The 20,069-nt window shown below is 62.1% G+C and carries 18 protein-coding genes and 1 tRNA gene; 14 read left to right on the top strand and 5 right to left on the bottom strand.

What is annotated here, in order from left to right; genetic code table 11:
- Nucleotides 1–10: 10 nt before the first annotated feature.
- Nucleotides 11–2,065, top strand: a complete 2,055-nt coding sequence (locus BSG19_RS07450) for an NAD(+) synthase (RefSeq protein ID WP_092987296.1) — start codon at nucleotides 11–13, stop codon at nucleotides 2,063–2,065.
- Between the two features lie 123 nt (nucleotides 2,066–2,188).
- Entirely contained in the window at nucleotides 2,189–2,449 is a 261-nt protein-coding gene (locus BSG19_RS07455) for a hypothetical protein (RefSeq protein WP_092986394.1), read from the top strand.
- 15 nt (nucleotides 2,450–2,464) lie between these two features.
- Here BSG19_RS07455 and BSG19_RS07460 read toward each other — a convergent pair whose 3' ends face one another.
- On the bottom strand, nucleotides 2,465–3,184 hold the full coding sequence (locus BSG19_RS07460; protein WP_092986396.1) for a Crp/Fnr family transcriptional regulator: 720 nt from the start codon (nucleotides 3,182–3,184) through the stop codon (nucleotides 2,465–2,467).
- A 256-nt stretch (nucleotides 3,185–3,440) separates the two neighbouring features.
- On the opposite strand from BSG19_RS07460, the gene BSG19_RS07465 reads away from it, so the two are divergent.
- Both BSG19_RS07465 and BSG19_RS07470 read left to right on the top strand, forming a co-directional pair.
- Nucleotides 3,441–3,677, top strand: a complete 237-nt coding sequence (locus BSG19_RS07465; protein WP_092986398.1) for a DUF6894 family protein — start codon at nucleotides 3,441–3,443, stop codon at nucleotides 3,675–3,677.
- 259 nt (nucleotides 3,678–3,936) lie between these two features.
- Nucleotides 3,937–4,341: a host attachment family protein gene (locus tag BSG19_RS07470; protein WP_092986400.1), complete on the top strand. Its 405-nt coding sequence runs from the start codon at nucleotides 3,937–3,939 to the stop codon at nucleotides 4,339–4,341.
- Nucleotides 4,342–4,510: 169 nt separating this feature from the next.
- Here the strand turns inward: BSG19_RS07470 and BSG19_RS07475 are convergent.
- Together BSG19_RS07475 and BSG19_RS07480 are read right to left on the bottom strand one after the other, a co-directional pair.
- A tRNA-Thr gene (locus tag BSG19_RS07475) sits at nucleotides 4,511–4,586 on the bottom strand.
- A 153-nt stretch (nucleotides 4,587–4,739) separates the two neighbouring features.
- Entirely contained in the window at nucleotides 4,740–5,699 is a 960-nt protein-coding gene (locus tag BSG19_RS07480) for an NAD(P)H-dependent flavin oxidoreductase (RefSeq protein WP_092986402.1), read from the bottom strand.
- Nucleotides 5,700–6,074: 375 nt separating this feature from the next.
- Between BSG19_RS07480 and BSG19_RS07485 the strand changes: the two genes are divergently transcribed.
- A complete protein-coding gene (locus BSG19_RS07485) occupies nucleotides 6,075–7,367 on the top strand; it encodes a hypothetical protein (RefSeq protein WP_092986404.1) in 1,293 nt (430 codons plus the stop codon).
- 55 nt (nucleotides 7,368–7,422) lie between these two features.
- On the opposite strand, the gene ppk2 is transcribed toward BSG19_RS07485, so the two are convergent.
- On the bottom strand, nucleotides 7,423–8,298 hold the full coding sequence (gene ppk2, locus BSG19_RS07490; RefSeq protein ID WP_092986406.1) for a polyphosphate kinase 2: 876 nt from the start codon (nucleotides 8,296–8,298) through the stop codon (nucleotides 7,423–7,425).
- A gap of 249 nt (nucleotides 8,299–8,547) precedes the next feature.
- On the opposite strand from ppk2, the gene phoR reads away from it, so the two are divergent.
- From phoR to phoB, 7 genes are all read left to right on the top strand, one after another.
- Nucleotides 8,548–9,786 carry a phosphate regulon sensor histidine kinase PhoR gene (gene phoR, locus BSG19_RS07495; protein WP_092986408.1) on the top strand — a complete coding sequence of 413 codons (1,239 nt, stop codon included), beginning with the start codon at nucleotides 8,548–8,550 and terminating at the stop codon, nucleotides 9,784–9,786.
- A 195-nt stretch (nucleotides 9,787–9,981) separates the two neighbouring features.
- Complete coding sequence (locus tag BSG19_RS07500) at nucleotides 9,982–11,016, top strand: substrate-binding domain-containing protein (RefSeq protein ID WP_092986410.1); 1,035 nt, start codon at nucleotides 9,982–9,984, stop codon at nucleotides 11,014–11,016.
- Between the two features lie 140 nt (nucleotides 11,017–11,156).
- Complete coding sequence (pstC, locus tag BSG19_RS07505) at nucleotides 11,157–12,641, top strand: phosphate ABC transporter permease subunit PstC (RefSeq protein ID WP_092986412.1); 1,485 nt, start codon at nucleotides 11,157–11,159, stop codon at nucleotides 12,639–12,641.
- Complete coding sequence (pstA, locus tag BSG19_RS07510) at nucleotides 12,638–13,960, top strand: phosphate ABC transporter permease PstA (RefSeq protein WP_092986414.1); 1,323 nt, start codon at nucleotides 12,638–12,640, stop codon at nucleotides 13,958–13,960. Before pstC ends, pstA begins: the two co-directional genes overlap by 4 nt.
- Nucleotides 13,961–13,974: 14 nt before the next feature.
- Entirely contained in the window at nucleotides 13,975–14,790 is an 816-nt protein-coding gene (gene pstB / locus BSG19_RS07515) for a phosphate ABC transporter ATP-binding protein PstB (protein WP_062470642.1), read from the top strand.
- A gap of 55 nt (nucleotides 14,791–14,845) precedes the next feature.
- Complete coding sequence (gene phoU, locus BSG19_RS07520) at nucleotides 14,846–15,556, top strand: phosphate signaling complex protein PhoU (RefSeq protein WP_092986416.1); 711 nt, start codon at nucleotides 14,846–14,848, stop codon at nucleotides 15,554–15,556.
- Nucleotides 15,557–15,749: 193 nt separating this feature from the next.
- Nucleotides 15,750–16,433, top strand: coding sequence for a phosphate regulon transcriptional regulator PhoB (gene phoB / locus BSG19_RS07525; protein WP_092986418.1), 684 nt, complete (start codon nucleotides 15,750–15,752; stop codon nucleotides 16,431–16,433).
- Between the two features lie 280 nt (nucleotides 16,434–16,713).
- On the opposite strand, the gene BSG19_RS07530 is transcribed toward phoB, so the two are convergent.
- Nucleotides 16,714–17,286: a GcrA family cell cycle regulator gene (locus BSG19_RS07530; RefSeq protein ID WP_092986420.1), complete on the bottom strand. Its 573-nt coding sequence runs from the start codon at nucleotides 17,284–17,286 to the stop codon at nucleotides 16,714–16,716.
- Nucleotides 17,287–17,724: 438 nt separating this feature from the next.
- Between BSG19_RS07530 and BSG19_RS07535 the strand changes: the two genes are divergently transcribed.
- Together BSG19_RS07535 and argF are read left to right on the top strand one after the other, a co-directional pair.
- A complete protein-coding gene (locus BSG19_RS07535; protein WP_092986422.1) occupies nucleotides 17,725–18,924 on the top strand; it encodes an aspartate aminotransferase family protein in 1,200 nt (399 codons plus the stop codon).
- 111 nt (nucleotides 18,925–19,035) lie between these two features.
- Complete coding sequence (gene argF, locus BSG19_RS07540; protein ID WP_092986424.1) at nucleotides 19,036–19,953, top strand: ornithine carbamoyltransferase; 918 nt, start codon at nucleotides 19,036–19,038, stop codon at nucleotides 19,951–19,953.
- Nucleotides 19,954–20,069: the final 116 nt, after the last annotated feature.

Raw genomic sequence — 20,069 nt, forward strand, 5'->3', positions numbered from 1 at the left:
ATGCGTGCCGGTGAATTTCTTCTCAGCCTATGATCAGGGTTTTGTTCGCGTTGCAGCCTGCACGCCGCGTTGCGAGGTTGCCGACCCCGCATTCAACGCCGAACAGGTGATCGCGCTGGCGCGTGACGGACATGCCCGTTCCGTCGGTCTGATGGTCTTTCCCGAACTCTGCATTTCCAGCTACACGCTCGATGATCTGCTGGGTCAGGCGGCGCTGCACGAGGCGGTGGACATGGCGCTCGCCCGTGTGGTGGAAGAAAGCCGCGTGCTTTCGCCCGTCCTCCTCGTCGGCGCGCCGATCCCGAAGAACGGCCGCCTCTACAATTGCGCCCTTGCCATCCACCGTGGCCGCATCCTCGGTGTCGTGCCGAAGAGCTATCTGCCGAACTATCGTGAGTTCTACGAGAAACGCTGGTGCGCTGCCGGCCGCGACATTCGTGGCGAGACCATCGCGGTTGCGGGCCAGGTGGTGCCGTTCGGCGTGGACCTGCTGTTCTCCGCAACCGACGTTCGCGGCTTCGTCTTTCATATCGAGATCTGTGAGGATGTCTGGATTGCTGCCTCGCCAAGCGATTTCGGCGCGCTCGCGGGCGCGCTGATCCTCACCAATCTGTCGGCGAGCAACATCACGGTCGGCAAGGCCGAAACGCGCCGGGAGCTCGCCGGCTCCCAGTCCAACCGCTGCTTTGCCGCCTATGTCTATGCAGCGGCCGGTCCCGGGGAATCGACGACCGACCTCGCCTGGGACGGTCACGCCTGCATTTACGAACTCGGCAATTTCCTGGCCGAAACGGAACGCTTTCCAAGCGGCCCCCAGATGTGCGTGGCCGACATCGACGTCGACCGGCTGCTGCTCGAACGCCTGCGCACGGGCACCTTCAACGACGCTGCCAACCACCAGCATCGCGAAGACCGGACCTTCCGCACGGTCGAATTCCTGTTCGAGCCGGATCGAAGCGATATCGGGCTCGAGCGCGGCATCTCGCGCTATCCCTTCGTGCCCGCCGATCCCGCCCGGCTCGATCAGGATTGCTACGAGACCTACAACATTCAGGTTCAGGGGCTGATGAAGCGGCTTCAGGCGACCGGTATCAAGAAAATCTGCATCGGTGTCTCCGGTGGCCTCGACAGCACCCATGCGCTCGTCGTGGCCGCTCGTGCCTTCGACCAGCTGGGCCTGCCGCGCTCCGGCATTCTCGGCTTCACCATGCCGGGCTTTGCCACCGGCGACGTGACCAAGACGAACGCCTGGAAGCTGATGCGGTCGCTCGGCATTACCGCCGACGAGATCGACATAAAACCGCTGGCGGAACAGCTGCTGAAGGACCTGAAGCACCCTTACGCCGAGGGGAAGCCGGTCTACGACATCACATTCGAAAACGTGCAGGCAGGCCTGCGCACGGATTTCCTCTTCCGTGCCGCCAATCGCTATGACGCGCTGGTGCTGGGTACCGGCGACCTTTCCGAAATCGCGCTCGGCTGGTCCACCTATGGCGTCGGCGACCACATGAGCCACTACAACGTCAACGCCTCCGTGCCGAAGACCCTCATCCAGCACCTCATTCGCTGGATCATCGCCAAGGATCTGTTCGATCCCGAGACGAATGCCACGCTCGGCGAGGTTCTCGATACCGTCATCTCGCCGGAACTGGTGCCAGCCGATGAAAGCGGTGCAATCCAGAGCACGGAGGACAAGATCGGCCCCTATGCGCTGCACGATTTCGCTCTCTACTACATCACCCGCTTCGGCTTGAAGCCCTCCAAAGTCGCCTTTCTCGCCTGGCATGCCTGGCATGACGAGAAGGCCGGCGCATGGCCCACGGGCTTCCCGGTGGAAAGCCGTGGCGCCTACGATCTCGCCACGATCCGCAAATGGCTGGAAGCCTTCCTGTTCCGCTTTTTCACGACCAGCCAGTTCAAGCGTTCCGCGTCGCCGAACGGCCCGAAAGTCACGTCCGGCGGCTCGCTCTCGCCGCGCGGCGACTGGCGAGCCCCGTCGGATGGCAACGCGCGCCTCTGGCTGGACGAACTGAGGCGCAACGTTCCAGACACCGAGGAGAGCTGAGAGGCCGCGCGGTTTCCTCTCGGACGCGGCACTGCCATCCAAGGTTTTGCTCCTCATTTCTGCGAATTGAGAAATGCGCCGTTTCCGTCATCATGGTCACGGGTTCATTGTCCGGGGCGCAAAATGGGATTGAGACTGGTCAGCAATCGCGATGCCGAATACGGCAAGGCACCGGTCGGCATCCGCGATGTGGAAGCAGAGGCGCGACGGAGATTGTCGGGGCTCGACTACGAGCACCATCGTACGCGTGCGCTCGCGACCGGCATCGACATGCCGCGCGAGATCCACATCAAGCATCTGCAGATCATGGCGATCGCGCTGGCGCTCTCCCGCCTGGAAAGCATCCCCGAAGACTACTGTTCGGACATCTACTGGCCGATGTGAGGGATCGCTACCCTCTCAACGAGGCTCGACGGTCAGGCTGAGATAGGTCGGATCGAAATCGGCGATCTCACGCAGTTCGTTCCAGTCGAGGATCGTCACCGTATGATTGATCCAGCTGATCAGGCCTTCCTTCCGCAAGTTCTGGATCGTGCGGTTCATGTGAACGAGCGACAATCCGAGCACGTCGGCCATCTCTCCTTGCGACAAAGGGAAGTGGAAGCTCAGATCCTGTGTCAGCCCCATGGCCTGCAGCCGCATGTGCAGTTCGCAGAGCAGATGGGCGAGATGCGCACGTTTCGACCGGCGGCCCATGGCGACGATCCATTCGCGATGAATGGCACCGTCGATAATCGTCTTCAGCCAGAGCAGGCGCGTCAGGTGCGGCGCCTTTTCCGTTACGGTTTCCAGCTCGTCATGGTCGATTTGCATGACACGGCAGGGGGATAGCGCGATAATTCCGTGATCCATCGTTTTCAGAAGGAAGGCATGCAGATCGACAAAGTCGCCGGGAACGTGCAGCGCCGTGATCTGCCGTGTACCATCCGGCGTCAGCTTGTAGCGTGCCGCAAAGCCGTCGGTCAGGAGCGTGCTGTAGGAGGGCCGCGTGTTCTCCGATACGAGATCCTCATCCACCTCGTAGGCGCGCTCGCGTGCGGCAAGAGATCTCAGAAGGCTCCGTTCATCCTCCGACACGATGTCGTGGTTGGCGAGGTTCTGAATGAGAATGTCGATCACAATGGAGGCCTTCAAGAATGAACCCGTACAGACAAGCCGCGCGACCCGGAAAAAGCAACATATGAAACAGGATAAAGTTTCAGACAGGGCGCCGCGCCGCATTCTAAACAGCGGTCCTTGAAATACGGCAAGCGCAAAAAGCAGGCCGGGATCACCCTCTTCATGTTTTACGGCCGCATGCTCGACAGGACCGGAACAAAAGTTTCATCTCCGGCTTAGCGTGACGAACTGCGTGATAAGAACATCGAGACATGTGATGAGCCGCTACTTCTTCGATCTTCACAATGGAGATGGGCCGGTGCTGGACGAAGAGGGCCAGGAGATGGCCTCGCGCGAGTCCGTCGCCATGGAAGTCGCCCGCATCCTCGGCGACATCGCCCGGGATGAAATGCCGGAATCCCGCAACGGCACCATCGCGCTGACCGTGCGCGACGAGACGGGCAGAACGATAACCATCGCACGCCTGACCTTCAGCAACGAGTGGATCGACTGAGAGGGCCGGTTCTACACGAGGGCATCTTGAAGCCTGTGTTTCCTGACGATACGGCAACCTCAGAAACACCAAGACATTTTGACAGTCTTAGCGAATATCCGGATCGTCGTTCGGTGCGACCGCGTGCTGCGCGATCTATTCTATCGTCTCATGCGAAACACCGGCGGCGGAACGAAAAGCCGTTTGGCGTGCTTCTATCGCATATGCGCAAAGAACGGCAAAACCGCCGAGCCGATGCGTCATGCCAACGGAGTAAATTATGGACCTTCCCCAGAATACCGTCGTCGCTGTCGCCGATGGCAAAAAGCTCGCTCTTTTCAGGAACGACGGCCAGGCATCCGATATTCAGCTGAAAGCCTTGCCCGACGCTGAGATCGACGATTCGAAAATCTCCTCGGGAGGCCGCCATTCCAGCAGCTCCGCCAATCCGAGCGATGGTCAGCAGGATGAAGACGGCTTCACCGCGGGCGTGGTGGATCTTCTGAACAAGCGCGTGCTCGACGGGAAAATCAAGAAGCTCGTGATCATCGCGGCGCCACGCACGCTGGGTGAGCTCCGAAAGGGTTATCACAAGGCCCTTTCCGACGTGCTTGTCGGTGAACTGGATAAGGATCTCACAGGTCACTCGATCCAGGATATCGAAAAAGCCATCACCGCGGCCTGACGCTTACACCTCAGCGCTGAAAACGATCTCGAAGGCGGAGCGGCACTCACAGCGGCTCTGCCTTCGACATTTTCGCTCGGTAGATCTCACAACGCGACGAGATGACCATAGAAGCCAGGAGGCGTCTACGGAAATTGCCAAGCTGATCCTGAGAAATAGTGAAGGAAAATGGTGCCGCTTGCAGGACTCGAACCTGCGACCCCATCATTACGAATGATGTGCTCTACCACCTGAGCTAAAGCGGCTCACCGGGCGAACCGGAGGGTTCAGCCTGTGTTGTGAGGGGCTGATACCTGCAAAGTTCGGGGAATTCAAGCGGTCTCTTCGTCTGTCATCCGAAAAACTGATGCGGGCGGTCTTGAGAGATTGGTGCCGCCCGCCTGGTAGGGATAGAGCCGCTACAGCGAGAGCCGGGCACGGGCTGCGTTGTATTCCGTTTCCAGGCGCTCGACGAGCGTAGCAACCGGGGTGACGGCGGTGATGGCGCCGATACCCTGACCGGAGCCCCAGATGTCGCGCCAGGCTTTCGCGCCGGTGCCGACGGCGGCCTCCAGATCCATCGTCGCGGCATCGGCGACGGGCAGGTTGTCGGCGTCCAGACCGGCGGCGGCAATCGAAGGGCGGAGGTAATTGCCGTTGACGCCGGTGAAGTGCGGCGTTTCCACGATGTCTTTCGCCTTGCTGTCGACGATCATCTGCTTGTACCCGTCGCTCGCTCTGGCTTCCTCGGTGGCGATGAAGGCCGACCCGATATAGGCGAGATCCGCACCCATCGCCTGAGCCGCAAGCACTGCGCCGCCATTGGCGATGGCGCCGGACAAGAGGAGCGGGCCGGAGAACCAGCTGCGGATTTCCTGGATGAGCGCAAAGGGTGACAGTGCGCCGGTGTGGCCGCCGGCGCCGGCGGCAACGGCGATCAGTCCGTCCGCGCCCTTGTTGATGGCGGAGCGCGCGTGCCGGTCGTGGATCACATCGTGCAGCACGATTCCGCCGTAGCCATGCACGGCTGCGTTCACCTCCGGCACCGCGCCGAGCGAAGAGATGACGATCGGCACCTTGTACTTCGCACAGAGCATCAAGTCGTGCTCCAGCCGGGTGTTGGAGCGGTGCACGATCTGGTTGACGGCAAAGGGCGCGGAGGGATTATCCGGGTTCGCCTTGTCGTAAGCAGCGAGTTCCTCCGTAATCATCGCCAGCCACTCGTCGAGTTGCGCTTCCGGTCGTGCATTGAGCGCCGGGAAGGAGCCGACGACGCCTGCCTTGCACTGGGCGATCGTCAGCGCCGGGTGCGAGATGATGAACAGAGGCGCAGATACGACGGGAATGCGAAGACGCGAAAGGATCGGCGGCAGGGCCATGGCGGTCTCTCTTGATTGACGTTTGCGTAAACGGAAGATAGCCGCGGGATGATGGGTCTGACAAGAGGGGATCGAGAGATGTAGCTCAGGGCAGCCGTCACGCATGTTGCAGGTGTCCTGCCTCGTACGAAGTCGGCCTTTCCGAAGACTGCACCGACTTATAGATCCGTTGCTTTTCAGCTGCTTGAGCCGGGGATGCCGGTCAAAACCGCGCCGGAAAAGTTGGAAAGATGCTCATACCAGCCTATGTGCGTTCCGCAGACTTGCGTAACGAGACGTCAATCGTTACCGAAAAGTAAACGTGCTTTCCTGTGTTTTGGCGCCCGCATTGTCCGGAGTGACCGAAGCCCAGGCCCAAGGTGGCAAGGGATTACCGTGAGCGGACTGGAAACGGCCATCAAACAGGCGCTGGAGCGCTCCGACCGGGCAAGTGCGGAAACCCGTGCGCGGATCTACCAGTCGGCAAGAAATGCGCTCGAAGCCGGCCTGCGCAAGCAGAACGTTCAGGACGAAGCCGTCGTGTCCCAGCAGCGGCACCGGCTGGAAGTCACCATTCACGCGATCGAACAGCAGGAGCGGGCAGCTCTTCGCGATCTGTCGGTCGTTCATTCGCCCGTCTCTTCATCTCAGAGCTCTCCTCCCCCGGTTTCTCCGCAAGAGCCCGTGTCGGCAGCCGAGCCGAGGGTGGCCGTGACCGACACGCCGCGCGCGGAGCAGCGGGCGGGCGGGCGTAACGGAGAGCGGCAGGAGCCTGGTTTCGCCGAGGTGAAACCCGAGCATCCGTCCTCCCGGAACAACGCTCCCTCGTTCGATGCCCCCGATCTGGATGAACCCCGCGGAGATGCGAGGGAGGAGCATCATGCGCTTCACCCTGATCGCGACGATGCGGCCTTTGCGGGAGCGCCCACGCCGATGGTGGCGCCGGTTCGCGATGCCCAGCGGCCGGGCGCGCAGGCGCGGGATGCCGTCAACGACCTCGGCCTTCCCGGTGCGGAGCCGCTGGTGCCCCGCAGGCGTCGTGGGCGCGGCGGGCGTATCGCGTCCATTCTCATGGTGACGGCCGTGCTTGTCGCGGCCGTCGGCAGCGCGACGTGGTGGGTGATGAGTACGGGGCTCCTGGAGCGCCCGCAGGGGCAGCCGGCGCCGCCGCCTACGGTGGCCGCGGAGGATTTCGATGGCGGGGCGGGCCTGCGAACGCTCGGTGCCCAGGCCGGTTTCACGGCGGATTGGATCGATCTCTATCTGCCGACCGCCACGAGTGGCGTCACGCCGGGTGCACGCGCGCGCACCGAGGTCGTGCGCGACGAAAGTGGCGTGCGCCTGCGCATTGCGTCCGGCGCGGGTGATAACAGCGGAAACGTCGCCATCGATGTGCCGGCGTCCGCATTGCAGCGCATGTCGGGCCAGACCTCGACCATTGCTCTCAGCGTGCAATCGGCAAACGGCAAGCCGACCCAGTTTTCGGTGGAATGCGATTTCGCGTCCCTGGGAGATTGCGGCAGGCATCGGTTCACTGTTAACGACGAGAAGAGCGACATGCTGTTCAAGGTCACGTTCGACCGGACGCTCTCGCCGAACGGCCCCGGCCGTATCCTCGTGAACAGCGACGTCACCGCAAATGGTGGCGGCCTCGATCTCTACGCCATCCGGCTCCTGCCCGGACAGTAACGGGAACGGAGGCACCGGATCCCGGTACCTCCGTTCCGTTCGCCGACTTAAGGCATCAAGACTTCAGAAAGTCATGGCCTGATTTCAGGATTTTGCTGTCGATCTCGCCGATCGCCTTCTCGTCCTTGCCGGTATAATCGAGTCCCGTGAGGATGTGGCGGATCAGGTTGAGCCGGGCGCGACGGCGGTCATTGCCGAGGATCACGGTCCAGGGTGCCTTGCCCTTGTGCGTTTCCTTCAACATCCGGTCGCGCTTCTCGGTATAGTCGTCCCATCGCGACAGGGCCTCGATATCCATCGGCGAGAGCTTCCACACCTTCAGCGGGTCGTGACGGCGCTGATGAAACTGCATCAGCTGCATTTCCTGTCCGATCTCGAGCCAGATCTTGAAGAGCACGATGCCTTCATCGACGATCAGCTTCTCGAAGGGAGGGACTTGCCTGAGAAAATGCTCGTACTCCGCCGGCGTGCAGAAACCCATGACCGGCTCGACGCCGGCACGATTGTACCAGGACCGGTCGAACAGCACGAACTCGCCTTTCGTAGGGAAGTGCGAGATGTAACGCTGGAAGTACCACTGTCCGCTCTCCGTCTCGGTCGGCTTGGTCAGGGCGACGATCCGGGCCGTGCGGGGGTTCATATAGGCGCGTGTTTCGTGAATCGCGCCGCCCTTGCCGGCCGCGTCGCGGCCCTCGAACAGTACGATGACGCGCTTGCCGCTCGCCTGCTGCCAGTTTTGCACCTTCACGAGCTCGATCTGCAGCTTCTCGAGATCGGCTTTGTACGTATCCTTGTTGAGTTTCTTTTCATAGGGATAGCCGCCGGAGGCCATGGCCGGTTTGGTGATCCAGTCCGGCAGGTCCGGCGTGTCGACGTCGAACAGGTGCTTTTTCCCGTTGATGACGATCTCGACCGGCTTGATGTCGTCCATGCTGCTCGTCTCCGTGTGTGACAGATGGGGCGCGCCGGAAGAGCCGGATGCCACCGTGGCTGGGGAGCAGGCCATAACTCCATTGCGATTTCAAGCGCACCGTGAAAATCATGTCATGAAGCCGGGTTACATGCTGGATGTCGCCGCATTGCTTGGCGGGTGTGTCGGAGGGACCTGCCGCGCCCGGCTTGTTCGGGCAGGCAGCGATCGTCGGGAGGACATGTGCAGGAAACGACAATCTGGAGGACAATGGCCACCCGCATCTGGGCGGAAAAGTGGCTGCTCGGCCTCACTTTTGCCGGTTGCGTCGGAATGGTCGCAACCAGCGGTCACGCCGTGCTTGCCGGCGTATTTTGGATCGTTCTTGTTCTGGCGCTTCTGAGGCAGCCGGCGATGCCGACGCCGTCCGTTGCCATCGCCTCGCCACTCTCGACCGGTGAGGCCGAACTGGCGACGCTGGAGGCTGGCTTCGACGCTCTGGACACGCCGGTGCTCGTCATCGCGCCCGATGAACGCGTGCTGTTTCAGAACCAGGCAGCCGAGAAGGCTTTCGGTGTGATTCCGGCCAACTCCGACCTCTCCGGCCGCGTCCGCTCGCCGGGCATTCTCGATATGGTGCGCGAGACCATCGCCACCGGCCGCATCAACCAGATCGAGCATTCCGAGCGCCTGCCATCCGAGGCTGTCTACATCGTCCGCGTCGCGCCGGCTGCGCTGATGGCGGGTGGGCCCAAAGACGTCTCCGCACCGGAAAGCATCGATACCGTCTATGTCGTTTCCTATCGCGATATCTCGCAGGCACGCCGCATCGATCGCATGCGCTCGGATTTCGTTGCCAATGCCAGCCATGAGTTGCGCACTCCGCTTGCCTCGCTCCGCGGCTTCATCGAGACCCTGCAGGGGCCGGCACGCAACGATGTGAAGGCGCACGAGCGGTTCCTCGGCATCATGCTGGAGCAGGCGACGCGGATGAGCCGCCTCGTCGACGATTTGCTGTCGCTCTCCCGCCTCGAGCTCAAGTCCCACATCGCGCCGGAGGAGCAGGTGGCACTGGCGCCCTTGCTCGGCCACGTCTGCGACACGCTTGGCCCGCTTGCCCAGGATCTGGGCGTCACCATCTCGCTCAACCTTCCCTCGTCGCCTGTCCTTGTTCAGGGCGATCGCGACGAGCTGATCGAGGTGTTCGAAAATCTCGTGGAGAACGCCTGCAAATATGGCCAGGAGGGCAAGACCGTCGAGGTGACGCTGTCGGGCGGCAACGGCGATCCGGTCGAGGTTTCGGTGCGCGATCACGGACCGGGCATTCCCGCCGAGCATGTCCCGCGCATTACCGAACGTTTTTACCGGGTGAATGTCGAGGCGAGCCGCTCCAAGAAAGGCACCGGGCTGGGGCTTGCGATCGTCAAGCACATCCTCACCCGGCACCGCGCCCGGCTGATCGTCCGCTCCGTACTGGGCGAGGGAACCGTTTTCACGGTCCGTTTCTAGCGGATTCCGACGGTATTTGACTTACCAAAGAAAACGCGATGAAAATCAAAGGGATGGACTGTCATAAATCTTTCGTCAACTTGACATAAAAGCTTGTGGCATCGGCCGTTAATGAATGACAGCCGATGAGAATAAACGGCGAAAGCGAGCGCTGACACTCTAGCGCACCCACACAAGCCCATCCGGGAGAATTCCATGAACGCCCTGAAACTGACTGCTGCAGCCCTGGTGGCTTCCGTCGCCTTTGCTGGCGCTGCCGCTGCCCGCGACCAGATCCAGATCGCTGGCTCGTCCACCGTTCTTCCCTATGCCAAGATCGTTGCTGAAACCTTCGGCGAGACCTTCCCCGACTTCAAGACGCCAGTTGTCGAATCCGGCGGCACCGGCGCTGGCCTTAAGGAATTCTGCAAGGGCGTCGGCCCTGACACCATCGACATCGCCAATGCCTCGCGCAAGATCAAGGACAGCGAACTGGCGGAATGCAAGTCGGCCGGCGTGACCGAAGTGCAGGAAGTCAAGATCGGCTATGACGGCATCGTCTTCGCCACCGACAGCGGCAATGCCGACCTGAAGCTCGAGCCGAAGGATCTCTACCTCGGCCTCGCAGCCCAGGTCGTTGTTGATGGCAAGCTCGTCGCGAACCCCTACACGAAGTGGTCTGACGTCAACAAGAGCCTGCCGGACGCCGAAATCGCCGCCTATATCCCGGGCGAAAAGCACGGCACGCGCGAAGTCTTCGAAGAGAAGATCCTTCATGCAGGCTGCAAGGCTTCCGGCGCTGAAGAGGTCATCAAGGCTGCCGTTTCCGACGCCAAGGAACAGGCTCGCACCTGCGTTGCCGTTCGCAAGGATGGCAAGGCTGTCGATATCGACGGCGACTACACGGAAACGCTCGCCCGCATCGCTGCCAACAAGAACGGCATCGGCGTCTTCGGTCTGGCTTTCTATGAAAACAACGCCGACAAGCTGAAGGTCGCCACCGTCAACGGCGTTATCCCGACCACGGAAACGATCGCTTCCGGCGAATACCCGGTCTCGCGCCCGCTGTTCTTCTACGTCAAGAAGGCGCATCTCGGCGTTATCCCCGGCCTGAAGGAATTCGTTGAATTCTTCCTCGACGACCAGATGGTCGGCCCGGAAAGCCCGCTGTCGGCCTATGGCCTCGTATCCGCACCGGATGCAGAGCGCGAAGCTGACCGCAAGGCTTTCACCGACGGCACACTGCTGTAATAGGAGCCGATCCGGAGACCCTGTCTCTTGAGGATCAACCCGCACGGCGCCTGCGCGCCGTGCGGGAGCCCGAACGTTCGAATGGCCGGCGTCCGATCTTGCAGTATGCGATGTCGTGAAACGACCGGGGGACCCAGACCATGAGCGCATCTCTCCTCTTTCTTCTCGTCCTGCTCGTTGGCGCATCCGCCTTCGTCATGGGCCGATCGCGAGCCATGGCGACTGCCGGCGGCAAGCTTTCCTCTCTGCATTCCCTTCCCGGGTATCACGGCAGCTACGCCGCCATCTGGGCCCTGCTTCCGTCGCTCCTCGTGCTCGCTGTCTGGCTCGTTGCCGCGCCGCCGATGATCGATCGCAGCGTTCTCTTCCATCTGCCGACCGATGTCCTGAATCAGGGCAGCGCGCCGGCACAGCTCGCGCTTGGCCAGGTCAAGTCGGTCGCGCGGGGTCTCGCCCTTCTCTCCGACGCCGAGCGCAGCGCGCTTGACAGCGGTGCCATCAATCTTCGCGACGCGATGGGCGCCAAGGGCATTCCGCTGGCCGGCGCCGGCGAGCCCTGGATGATCGAGTCCGCCACGACCTTCAACAGAATGACGGCGAACAGTCATCTTGCCATGGCCGGTGTCGTGCTGCTGCTGGCTATCGGCGGAACGCTCCTGGCGCTCCGCGGCATCTCGCAGCGCTTCCGGGCCCGCAACCGGGTCGAGCAGGTCATTCTCGGCGGCTTGATCCTTGCTTCCTCCATCGCCATTCTCACCACCATCGGCATCATCGGCTCCATGCTGTCGGAAGCGCTGCGCTTCTTCGCATCGGTATCGCCGACGGAGTTCTTCTTCGGCACGGTCTGGGATCCGCGCTTCGCCGCAGCCGGTCAAGCAGGTCAGGCTGGCCAGTTCGGCCTCCTGCCGCTCCTTGCCGGCACGCTCTACATCGCCTTCGTTGCCATGCTCTTTGCCGTGCCGGTCGGTCTGTTCGCCGCCATCTACATGGCGGAATATGCCAGCAACACGGTGCGCTCGATCGCCAAACCTCTGCTTGAAATCCTCGCCGGCATCCCGACCATCGTCTACGGCTTCTTCGCCCTCGTCACGGTCGGCCCGTTCCTGCGCGATATCTCGGGCCAGCTGAACGGCCTCGTCACCGGCAACTACGCCAGCTTCATTCAGGCACAGAGCGTTCTCACGGCCGGCATCGTCATGGGCATCATGCTGATCCCCTTCGTGTCCTCCCTGTCGGATGACATCATCACCCAGGTTCCCGGCTCGCTGCGCGACGGCTCGCTCGGTCTCGGTGCCACGCGGTCGGAAACGATCAAGCGCGTCGTCCTGCCCGCCGCTCTTCCCGGCATCGTCGGCGCTCTTCTGCTCACGGCATCCCGTGCCGTCGGCGAGACCATGATCGTGGTGCTCGCGGCCGGTGTCGCCGCCCGCATGCAGATCAATCCCTTCGAGCCGATGACGACCGTCACGGTGAAGATCGTCAACCAGCTGACGGGCGACCTGGAGTTCACCTCTCCGCAGACCCTCGTCGCCTTTGCGCTTGGCATCACGCTCTTCGCCATCACGCTCTGCCTCAACATTTACGCGCTCTACATCGTGCGCAAATACCGGGAACAGTACGAATGACCGACATGACCTCATCGCTCGCCGGTGCGTCGCAGCGTCCCGCATCCACCCGTCGCGATATCGGCATCAAGCGCCGCTACGCCGCAGAGCGCCGCTTCCGGGCCTATGGCATCGGCGCCATCTCCATCGGCATCTTCTTCCTGGGCCTTCTGCTCTGGACCGTGGTTTCCAAGGGCTACACGGCCTTCCTGCAGACCGAGATCGTCCTGCCGATCACGTTCAGCGAACAGGTCATCGATCCGAAGAACGAACGGGCTGATAACCCGGCCAAGCTGATGACCGCGAACTATCCGCTGCTGGTGCGCGATGCGCTGGTTCAGAAGCTCGGTATCGACCCTGCCAACCGAGCGGACGTGAAGCTCGCGACCGACATGGTCTCGGCCAGCGCCCGCACGCAGCTCCGCGACGTCGTCGTCGCCAATCCTGCGATCATCGGGCAGACGGTGACTGTGGCTCTGCTTGCGGAAGGCAACATCGACTCGGCCAACAAGGGCCAGATCGACGTGACGGTCGATGAAGCCAACCGCAAGGTGAAGGACAAGCAGCTCGGCTGGATGCAGACGCTTGCGCAGGACGGCGCGATGACGAAGTCCTTCAATACGGGCCTCTTCACATCGGGTGCATCCTCGCGTCCCGAAGCCGCCGGCATCGGCGTCGCGGCACTCGGCTCGCTCTACATGATGCTGATCGTCCTGGCTCTTGCGCTGCCGATCGGGGTCTCCGCCTCGATCTACCTCGAAGAGTTCGCACCGAAGAACAAGTTGACCGACCTCATCGAGGTGAACATCAACAACCTCGCGGCCGTTCCCTCCATCGTCTACGGTCTGCTCGGCCTGTCGATCTTCATCAACTTTGCCGGCATGCCCCGCTCGGCAGCACTCGTCGGCGGTCTCGTCCTCACGCTGATGACGCTGCCCACGATCATCATCGCCACGCGTGCGGCGCTGAAAGCCGTGCCGCCGTCGATCCGGGCTGCGGCCCTCGGCCTCGGCGCTTCGAAGATGCAGACGATCTTCCACCACGTGCTGCCGCTTGCCATGCCCGGTATCCTCACGGGGACCATTATTGGCCTTGCGCATGCGCTCGGCGAAACCGCGCCATTGCTTCTCATCGGCATGGTGGCCTTCGTGGTCGATTTCCCGGGCTCGCCGCTCGAACCTTCAACGGCACTGCCGGTCCAGATCTACATGTGGGCCAACGAAGCCGAACGTGCATTTGTCGAACGGACCTCCGGCGCGATCATCGTGCTCCTGATCTTCCTGGTGGTCATGAACCTTGGCGCAATCCTGTTGCGGCGCCGCTTTGAACGACGCTGGTAGTGAGGTAGAAAACAATGAACATGATGTCAGAAGCGACTCTCGAAAAGGCGGTCGATCAGAAGATGAATGCTGTCCCTCACAAGATGATCGGCAAGGATGTGTCGGTCTACTACGGCGAAAAGCGTGCGCTGTTCGACGTGAACCTCAACATCCGCGAAAACACGGTCACCGCGCTGATCGGCCCCTCCGGCTGTGGCAAGTCGACCTTCCTGCGGACCCTGAACCGCATGAACGATACGATCGATCACTGCCGGGTCACCGGCAAGATCACGCTCGACGATGGTGATATCTACGATCCCTCGATCGACGTGGTCGAACTGCGGGCCCGCGTCGGCATGGTCTTCCAGAAGCCGAATCCGTTTCCGAAGTCGATCTACGAAAACGTAACCTACGGCCCGAAGATCCATGGCCTCGCCCGCAGCAAGGCCGAACTCGACGCCATCGTCGAGCAGAGCCTGCAGAAGGCCGGCCTCTGGAACGAAGTGAAGGACCGCCTGCACGAGTCCGGCACCGGCCTCTCCGGCGGCCAGCAGCAGCGTCTCTGCATTGCGCGGGCCGTTGCCGTCAGTCCCGAGGTCATCCTCATGGATGAGCCCTGCTCGGCGCTCGACCCGATCGCGACCGCCAAAGTCGAGGAGCTGATCCACGAACTGCGCGCCAATTACACGATCGTCATCGTCACGCACTCCATGCAGCAGGCCGCCCGCGTCTCGCAGCGCACCGCCATGTTCCACCTCGGCAATCTCGTCGAGGAGAACGACACCGACAAGATGTTCACCAATCCGGATGACCAGCGCACCCAGGATTACATCATGGGCCGCTTCGGCTGACCGGTCGCCAGACCGACAGCACTGCGCCCGTGACCGAACTCCAAGGACAGGATCCATGGCAACCCATATCGTATCCGTCTATGACGAAGACCTGAAATATCTGAGCCGCCGTATCTCCGAAATGGGTGGCCTTGCCGAGCAGATGGTGGCCGAATCCGTTCGCGCTCTCGTCAACGCCGATCTGGGCCTTGCCCAGAAGGTCATCTCCGACGACGTCGTGCTCGACGATGCCGAGCGTCAGATCGGCGAGAAAGCGATCGTGACGATCGCCAAGCGCCAGCCGATGGCGGCCGACCTGCGGGAGATCATGGGATCGATCCGCATCGCGGCCGATCTGGAGCGTGTGGGCGATCTCGGCAAGAACACGGCCAAGCGCGTCATCGCCGTCTCCAGCGCCAGCCTGCCGCGGCAGCTGGCTCGCGGCATCGAGCATCTGGCCGAACTGACGCTGATGCAGCTGAAGGAAGTTCTGGATGTCTACGCATCCCGTTCGGCCGAAAAGGCGAAGGCGATCCGCGAGCGCGACGGCGAAATCGACGCGATCTACACGTCGCTGTTCCGCGAGCTCCTGACCTACATGATGGAAGATCCGCGCAACATCACGCCGTGCACGCATCTGCTGTTCTGCGCCAAGAACATCGAGCGCATCGGCGACCACGCGACCAACATCGCCGAGACGATCTACTACATGACGACCGGTGCGCAGCCGCTGGGCGAACGTCCGAAGGACGACTCGTCGAACACCGTCGGCGCACTCGCCACATGAGCGCGTGGCGCGGGAGCACCACGCTTCCGCGCCATTACCTCGGGTCGCAAGACCGCATGAAGGTTCGGCTGAAGGATGTGCAGCCGCAATGGCGGTCTTTCACCGCCACGCATGAAAACTGTCCAAAATGATCGCCGCCTTCGGGATCTGGCGAGAGCCTTGTCGCGTGACGAGGATACTACGGAGTCCAGAAATGCAGCCGAAAATTGCCGTTGTCGAAGATGAAGAAGCGCTGAGCGTCCTCCTGCGTTACAATCTTGAGGCCGAAGGCTTCGATGTCGACACCATCAACCGGGGCGACGAGGCGGAGATGCGGCTGCAAGAGCGGCTCCCCGATCTCCTGATTCTCGACTGGATGCTGCCCGGCGTGTCCGGCATCGAGCTTTGCCGCCGCCTGCGCCAGCGCAGCGAGACGGAGCGCCTTCCGATCATCATGCTGACGGCACGTGGCGAAGAGAGCGAACGGGTTCGCGGCCTTGCCACCGGCGCGGACGATTATGTCGTAAAGCCGTTCTCGACGCCCGAGCTGATCGCACGGGTGAAGGCCATGCTGAGACGCGCGCGTCCCGAAGTCCTGTCCTCGCTTCTGAAATGCGGCGATATCGAACTCGACCGCGAAACACACCGCGTTCACCGCAAGACCCGTGAAGTCCGCCTTGGACCGACGGAGTTCCGTCTCCTCGAATTCTTCATGGCCTCGCCCGGCCGCGTCTTCTCGCGCTCGCAGCTTCTCGACGGCGTCTGGGGTCATGACATCTACGTTGACGAACGCACTGTCGACGTCCATGTCGGGCGCCTCCGCAAGGCCCTCAACTTCTCCAACATGCAGGACGTCATCCGCACGGTGCGTGGCGCGGGCTACTCGCTGGAGAGCTGACAGTCCTCCGCATCGCACCGGAGGCGCGTGGCAGATCTCCCGGCGTCGGGATCGTCTTCCGCATGACATCGTGCCGGAACATTAAAGCCCTACAGCGAACGGGGATGCGCCTCATGATGCACGGTGCCCGTGAGCCTTCGAAGGGTCAGACGGGCAAGTGCAGACGTGGCCTTGCCTCCGAAGCAACGAGCATCATCCATTATCAGCACGAATGCAGAACGCCTTCTTCGCGAGCACGAAGAAGGCGTTTCGTTTGGGTCTGCCAGAGAGCGTCGGGCGCTTAACGCGCGCGGCGGCGCTCGGCCGAGGGCTGGTAAGCCAGCTTGGCGTGGAAAGTGCAGTAGGGCGAGCTATCCGGGGAATCGTTGCCGCAGAAGTGGAACTCGTCCTTCATCGGGTCGCCGATCGGCCATTTGCAGGTGCGGTCGGTGAGCTGGGTCAGAACGAGCTTGCGCGACATCGGTACGACGACGTTGCTGCCCGTTGCGCCGTTCGTGCCGCTGCCGGTTACCGCCAGTGCGGTTTCGGGTGCGAAGGCGCTTTCGGAATCTTCGATGACGTTCATCGTGTTTGCCGGGCGTGCCATCGGGCGCAACGGTGCAGCGCGCGGTACGGCATTGGCTACGACGGCTTCCGGTGCTGCCGGGCGTGCGACGACCACGGGGCGCTTGGGGCGGGTTGCGCTCGGTGCGGCGCCGCCGGCCTTGGCGCGACCGGGAAGCGACAGACGGTGAACCTTGCCGATGACGGCGTTGCGGCTGACGCCACCGAGCTGCGCCGCGATCTGGCTTGCGCTCAAGCCCTCGGCCCAGAGCTTCTTCAGTCTCTCCACCCGCTCGTCAGTCCAGTTCATGGTCGTCTCCGTTCCAGGCCGTTCATAAAGGACGAATCCTTCACCGCGCCCCGGATGGATCCGAAGCTGCAACGCCTTGACTCTTTTGGTGACTAGGTCCGCCGCATGCGTCTAGCAATTATTTGCTAACCTAGAGACGGGGTGACTCCGTGACAAGAGTCCGGTGAATCGACCCGAATCGATTTTTGGGTTTTCCCCAACTTGCTGCCACGGCGTGATATATTTGCAAGGCATTTTCTCCTCGAAGCATCGCATCCGAAAAACGCATAACAAGGCCGTCATTCCGGGACTTTTGTTGACAGCGGCACCTGAAATACCGATAGTGCGCTCGCCGCCGTCAAGGCGGTATTTTTCATTCCGGACCGGCGATACCGGTCTCTGCAAAAAACAGATCGAACCTCCCGCAACCCGCGCGGACAGGACGAGGAGATTGGCACGATGGCCGAGGCTACCCCGCTTTATGAGACCTATATGCGCGCGCCGCTGCGCTTCGAGCGCGGCGAGGGTGTCTGGCTGGTGGCGGAAGATGGATCGCGCTATCTCGATTTCGCAGCCGGTGTCGCAGTGAATTCGCTCGGCCACGCTCATCCGCATCTGGTGGCAGCGCTGAAGGATCAGGCCGACAAGGTCTGGCATCTTTCCAACCTCTACGAGATTCCCGGCCAGGAGAAGCTTGCCAAGCGCCTGACGGATAGCACCTTTGCCGACAAGGTTTTCTTCACCAATTCGGGTGCGGAAGCGCTGGAGTGCGCTATCAAGACGGCGCGCCGCTACCAGTTCGCCAAGGGCCGGACGGAGCGTTTCCATGTCATCACCTTCGAAGGCGCGTTCCACGGGCGCACGCTGGCGACCATCGCAGCCGGCGGACAGGCCAAATATCTCGAAGGCTTCGGCCCCAAGGCGCCCGGCTTCGTGCAGGTCCCCTTCGGCGATCTCGATGCCGTCAAGGATGCGATCACCGAGGAGACGGCTGCGATCCTGATCGAGCCGATCCAGGGCGAGGGCGGCATTCGGCCCGCGCCCAAGGCTTTCCTTCAGGCGCTGCGCGATCTTTGCGACGAGTACGGCCTGATGCTGATCTTCGACGAGGTCCAGTGCGGCGTCGGCCGGACCGGCAAGCTCTTCGCCTATGAGTGGTCCGGCATCGAACCGGATATTCTGGCTGCTGCCAAGGGGATCGGCGGCGGTTTCCCGCTCGGCGCCTGCCTTGCGACGGAGGAGGCTGCATCCGGCATGGTTGCCGGCACGCATGGCTCGACCTACGGCGGCAATCCGCTGGCCATGGCCGTCGGCAATGCCGTGCTCGACGTCGTTCTCGGGGAAGGCTTCCTTGAGCACGTCCGTGACGTCGCGCTCGTCTTCCGCCAGGGCCTGGCGTCGCTTGCCGACCGCTTCCCCGATGTGATCGAGGAGATCCGCGGCGAAGGCCTCATGCTCGGCATCAAGGCAGCTGTTCCCTCCGCCGAGTTGCTGAAGGCGATCCGGGCGGAGAAGATGCTGGCGGTGCCTGCCGGCGAAAACGTCATTCGCCTGCTTCCGCCGCTGATCACCACAGCAGAGGAAGCCCGCGAGGGTCTTGCTCGCATCGAGCGCGCCAGCGAGACGCTGACGGCCGTGAAGCAGCGCGCGACCGCTTAAGGTCGCGCCCCTCACGGCACCAGAATACGGACAACCAGAATTACCGAAACCCCAGGCCCTGACAGGGGGCTGAAAGCCCGTAACGGGACAAGGACAGGACACCGCATTTCCATGGCTGATACCCGGCACTTCCTCGATCTCTCCGCCATGTCGGCAGAGAATCTGCGCTCCATCATCGATGATGCGCGGGTGCGAAAGGCAGCGACCAAGGCCGGAACAGCCGAGAAGCCGCTGGCCGGCAAGATGCTGGCCATGATCTTCGAAAAGCCATCGACCCGGACCCGCGTATCCTTCGATGTCGGCATGCGCCAGCTTGGCGGCGAGACGCTGTTCCTGTCGGGCACGGAAATGCAGCTCGGTCGCGCCGAGACCATCGGCGACACCGCCAAGGTTCTCTCGCGTTATGTCGATGCGATCATGATCCGCACCACGGATCACAGCCGTCTTCTGGAGCTTGCGGAACACGCGACAGTGCCCGTCATCAACGCGCTGACGGATACGACGCATCCTTGCCAGATCATGGCCGACATCATGACCTTCGAGGAGCATAATGGCCCCGTAAAAGGCAAGACCATCGCCTGGACCGGCGACGGCAACAATGTGCTGCATTCCTTCATCGAAGGTTCGGCTCGGTTCGGCTACACGATGAAGATGGCCGTGCCGCTCGGCTCCGAGCCCGACGACAAGATCCTGAACTGGGCGCGCAACAATGGCGGCGATGTCGTCCTGTCGCATGATCCGGAAAAGACGGTCGCCGGCGCCGATTGCGTGGTGACCGACACCTGGGTATCGATGAACCAGGAACATCGCGCCCGCGGCCATAATGTCTTCCAGCCCTATCAGGTCAACGCCGCCCTGATGTCGAAGGCGGACGAGAACGCGCTGTTCATGCACTGCCTGCCGGCGCATCGCGGTGAAGAGGTCACCGACGAGGTGATCGACGGCCGCCAGTCCGTCGTGTTCGATGAAGCGGAAAACCGCCTTCATGCCCAGAAGTCGATCCTTGCCTGGTGCCTTGGCGCTCTCTGAGCGTATCGACGTGACGCAAAGCGCTGAACCTTGAAAACCGGCATCCGGCCACCGATCTAGGTGCAAAGCGGAATGCCACGGTTTTCGCTGGCATTTCTTATGAATCCAATAGAATG

This window comes from Rhizobium sp. NFR03 (genome assembly GCF_900111275.1).
In the GTDB taxonomy this organism is placed as follows: domain Bacteria; phylum Pseudomonadota; class Alphaproteobacteria; order Rhizobiales; family Rhizobiaceae; genus Ferranicluibacter.

Bases quoted from the DNA above. Each gene is read 5' to 3' on its own strand.
- BSG19_RS07455 (WP_092986394.1), top strand. From the start codon at position 2,189: ATGGGATTGAGACTGGTCAGCAATCGCGATGCCGAATACGGCAAGGCA.
- BSG19_RS07465 (WP_092986398.1), top strand. From the start codon at position 3,441: ATGAGCCGCTACTTCTTCGATCTTCACAATGGAGATGGGCCGGTGCTG.
- BSG19_RS07470 (WP_092986400.1), top strand. From the start codon at position 3,937: ATGGACCTTCCCCAGAATACCGTCGTCGCTGTCGCCGATGGCAAAAAG.
- BSG19_RS07480 (WP_092986402.1), bottom strand. From the start codon at position 5,699: ATGGCCCTGCCGCCGATCCTTTCGCGTCTTCGCATTCCCGTCGTATCT.
- ppk2 (WP_092986406.1), bottom strand. From the start codon at position 8,298: ATGGACGACATCAAGCCGGTCGAGATCGTCATCAACGGGAAAAAGCAC.
- phoR (WP_092986408.1), top strand. From the start codon at position 8,548: ATGGCCACCCGCATCTGGGCGGAAAAGTGGCTGCTCGGCCTCACTTTT.
- BSG19_RS07500 (WP_092986410.1), top strand. From the start codon at position 9,982: ATGAACGCCCTGAAACTGACTGCTGCAGCCCTGGTGGCTTCCGTCGCC.
- pstC (WP_092986412.1), top strand. From the start codon at position 11,157: ATGAGCGCATCTCTCCTCTTTCTTCTCGTCCTGCTCGTTGGCGCATCC.
- pstA (WP_092986414.1), top strand. From the start codon at position 12,638: ATGACCGACATGACCTCATCGCTCGCCGGTGCGTCGCAGCGTCCCGCA.
- pstB (WP_062470642.1), top strand. From the start codon at position 13,975: ATGAACATGATGTCAGAAGCGACTCTCGAAAAGGCGGTCGATCAGAAG.
- phoU (WP_092986416.1), top strand. From the start codon at position 14,846: ATGGCAACCCATATCGTATCCGTCTATGACGAAGACCTGAAATATCTG.
- phoB (WP_092986418.1), top strand. From the start codon at position 15,750: ATGCAGCCGAAAATTGCCGTTGTCGAAGATGAAGAAGCGCTGAGCGTC.
- BSG19_RS07530 (WP_092986420.1), bottom strand. From the start codon at position 17,286: ATGAACTGGACTGACGAGCGGGTGGAGAGACTGAAGAAGCTCTGGGCC.
- BSG19_RS07535 (WP_092986422.1), top strand. From the start codon at position 17,725: ATGGCCGAGGCTACCCCGCTTTATGAGACCTATATGCGCGCGCCGCTG.
- argF (WP_092986424.1), top strand. From the start codon at position 19,036: ATGGCTGATACCCGGCACTTCCTCGATCTCTCCGCCATGTCGGCAGAG.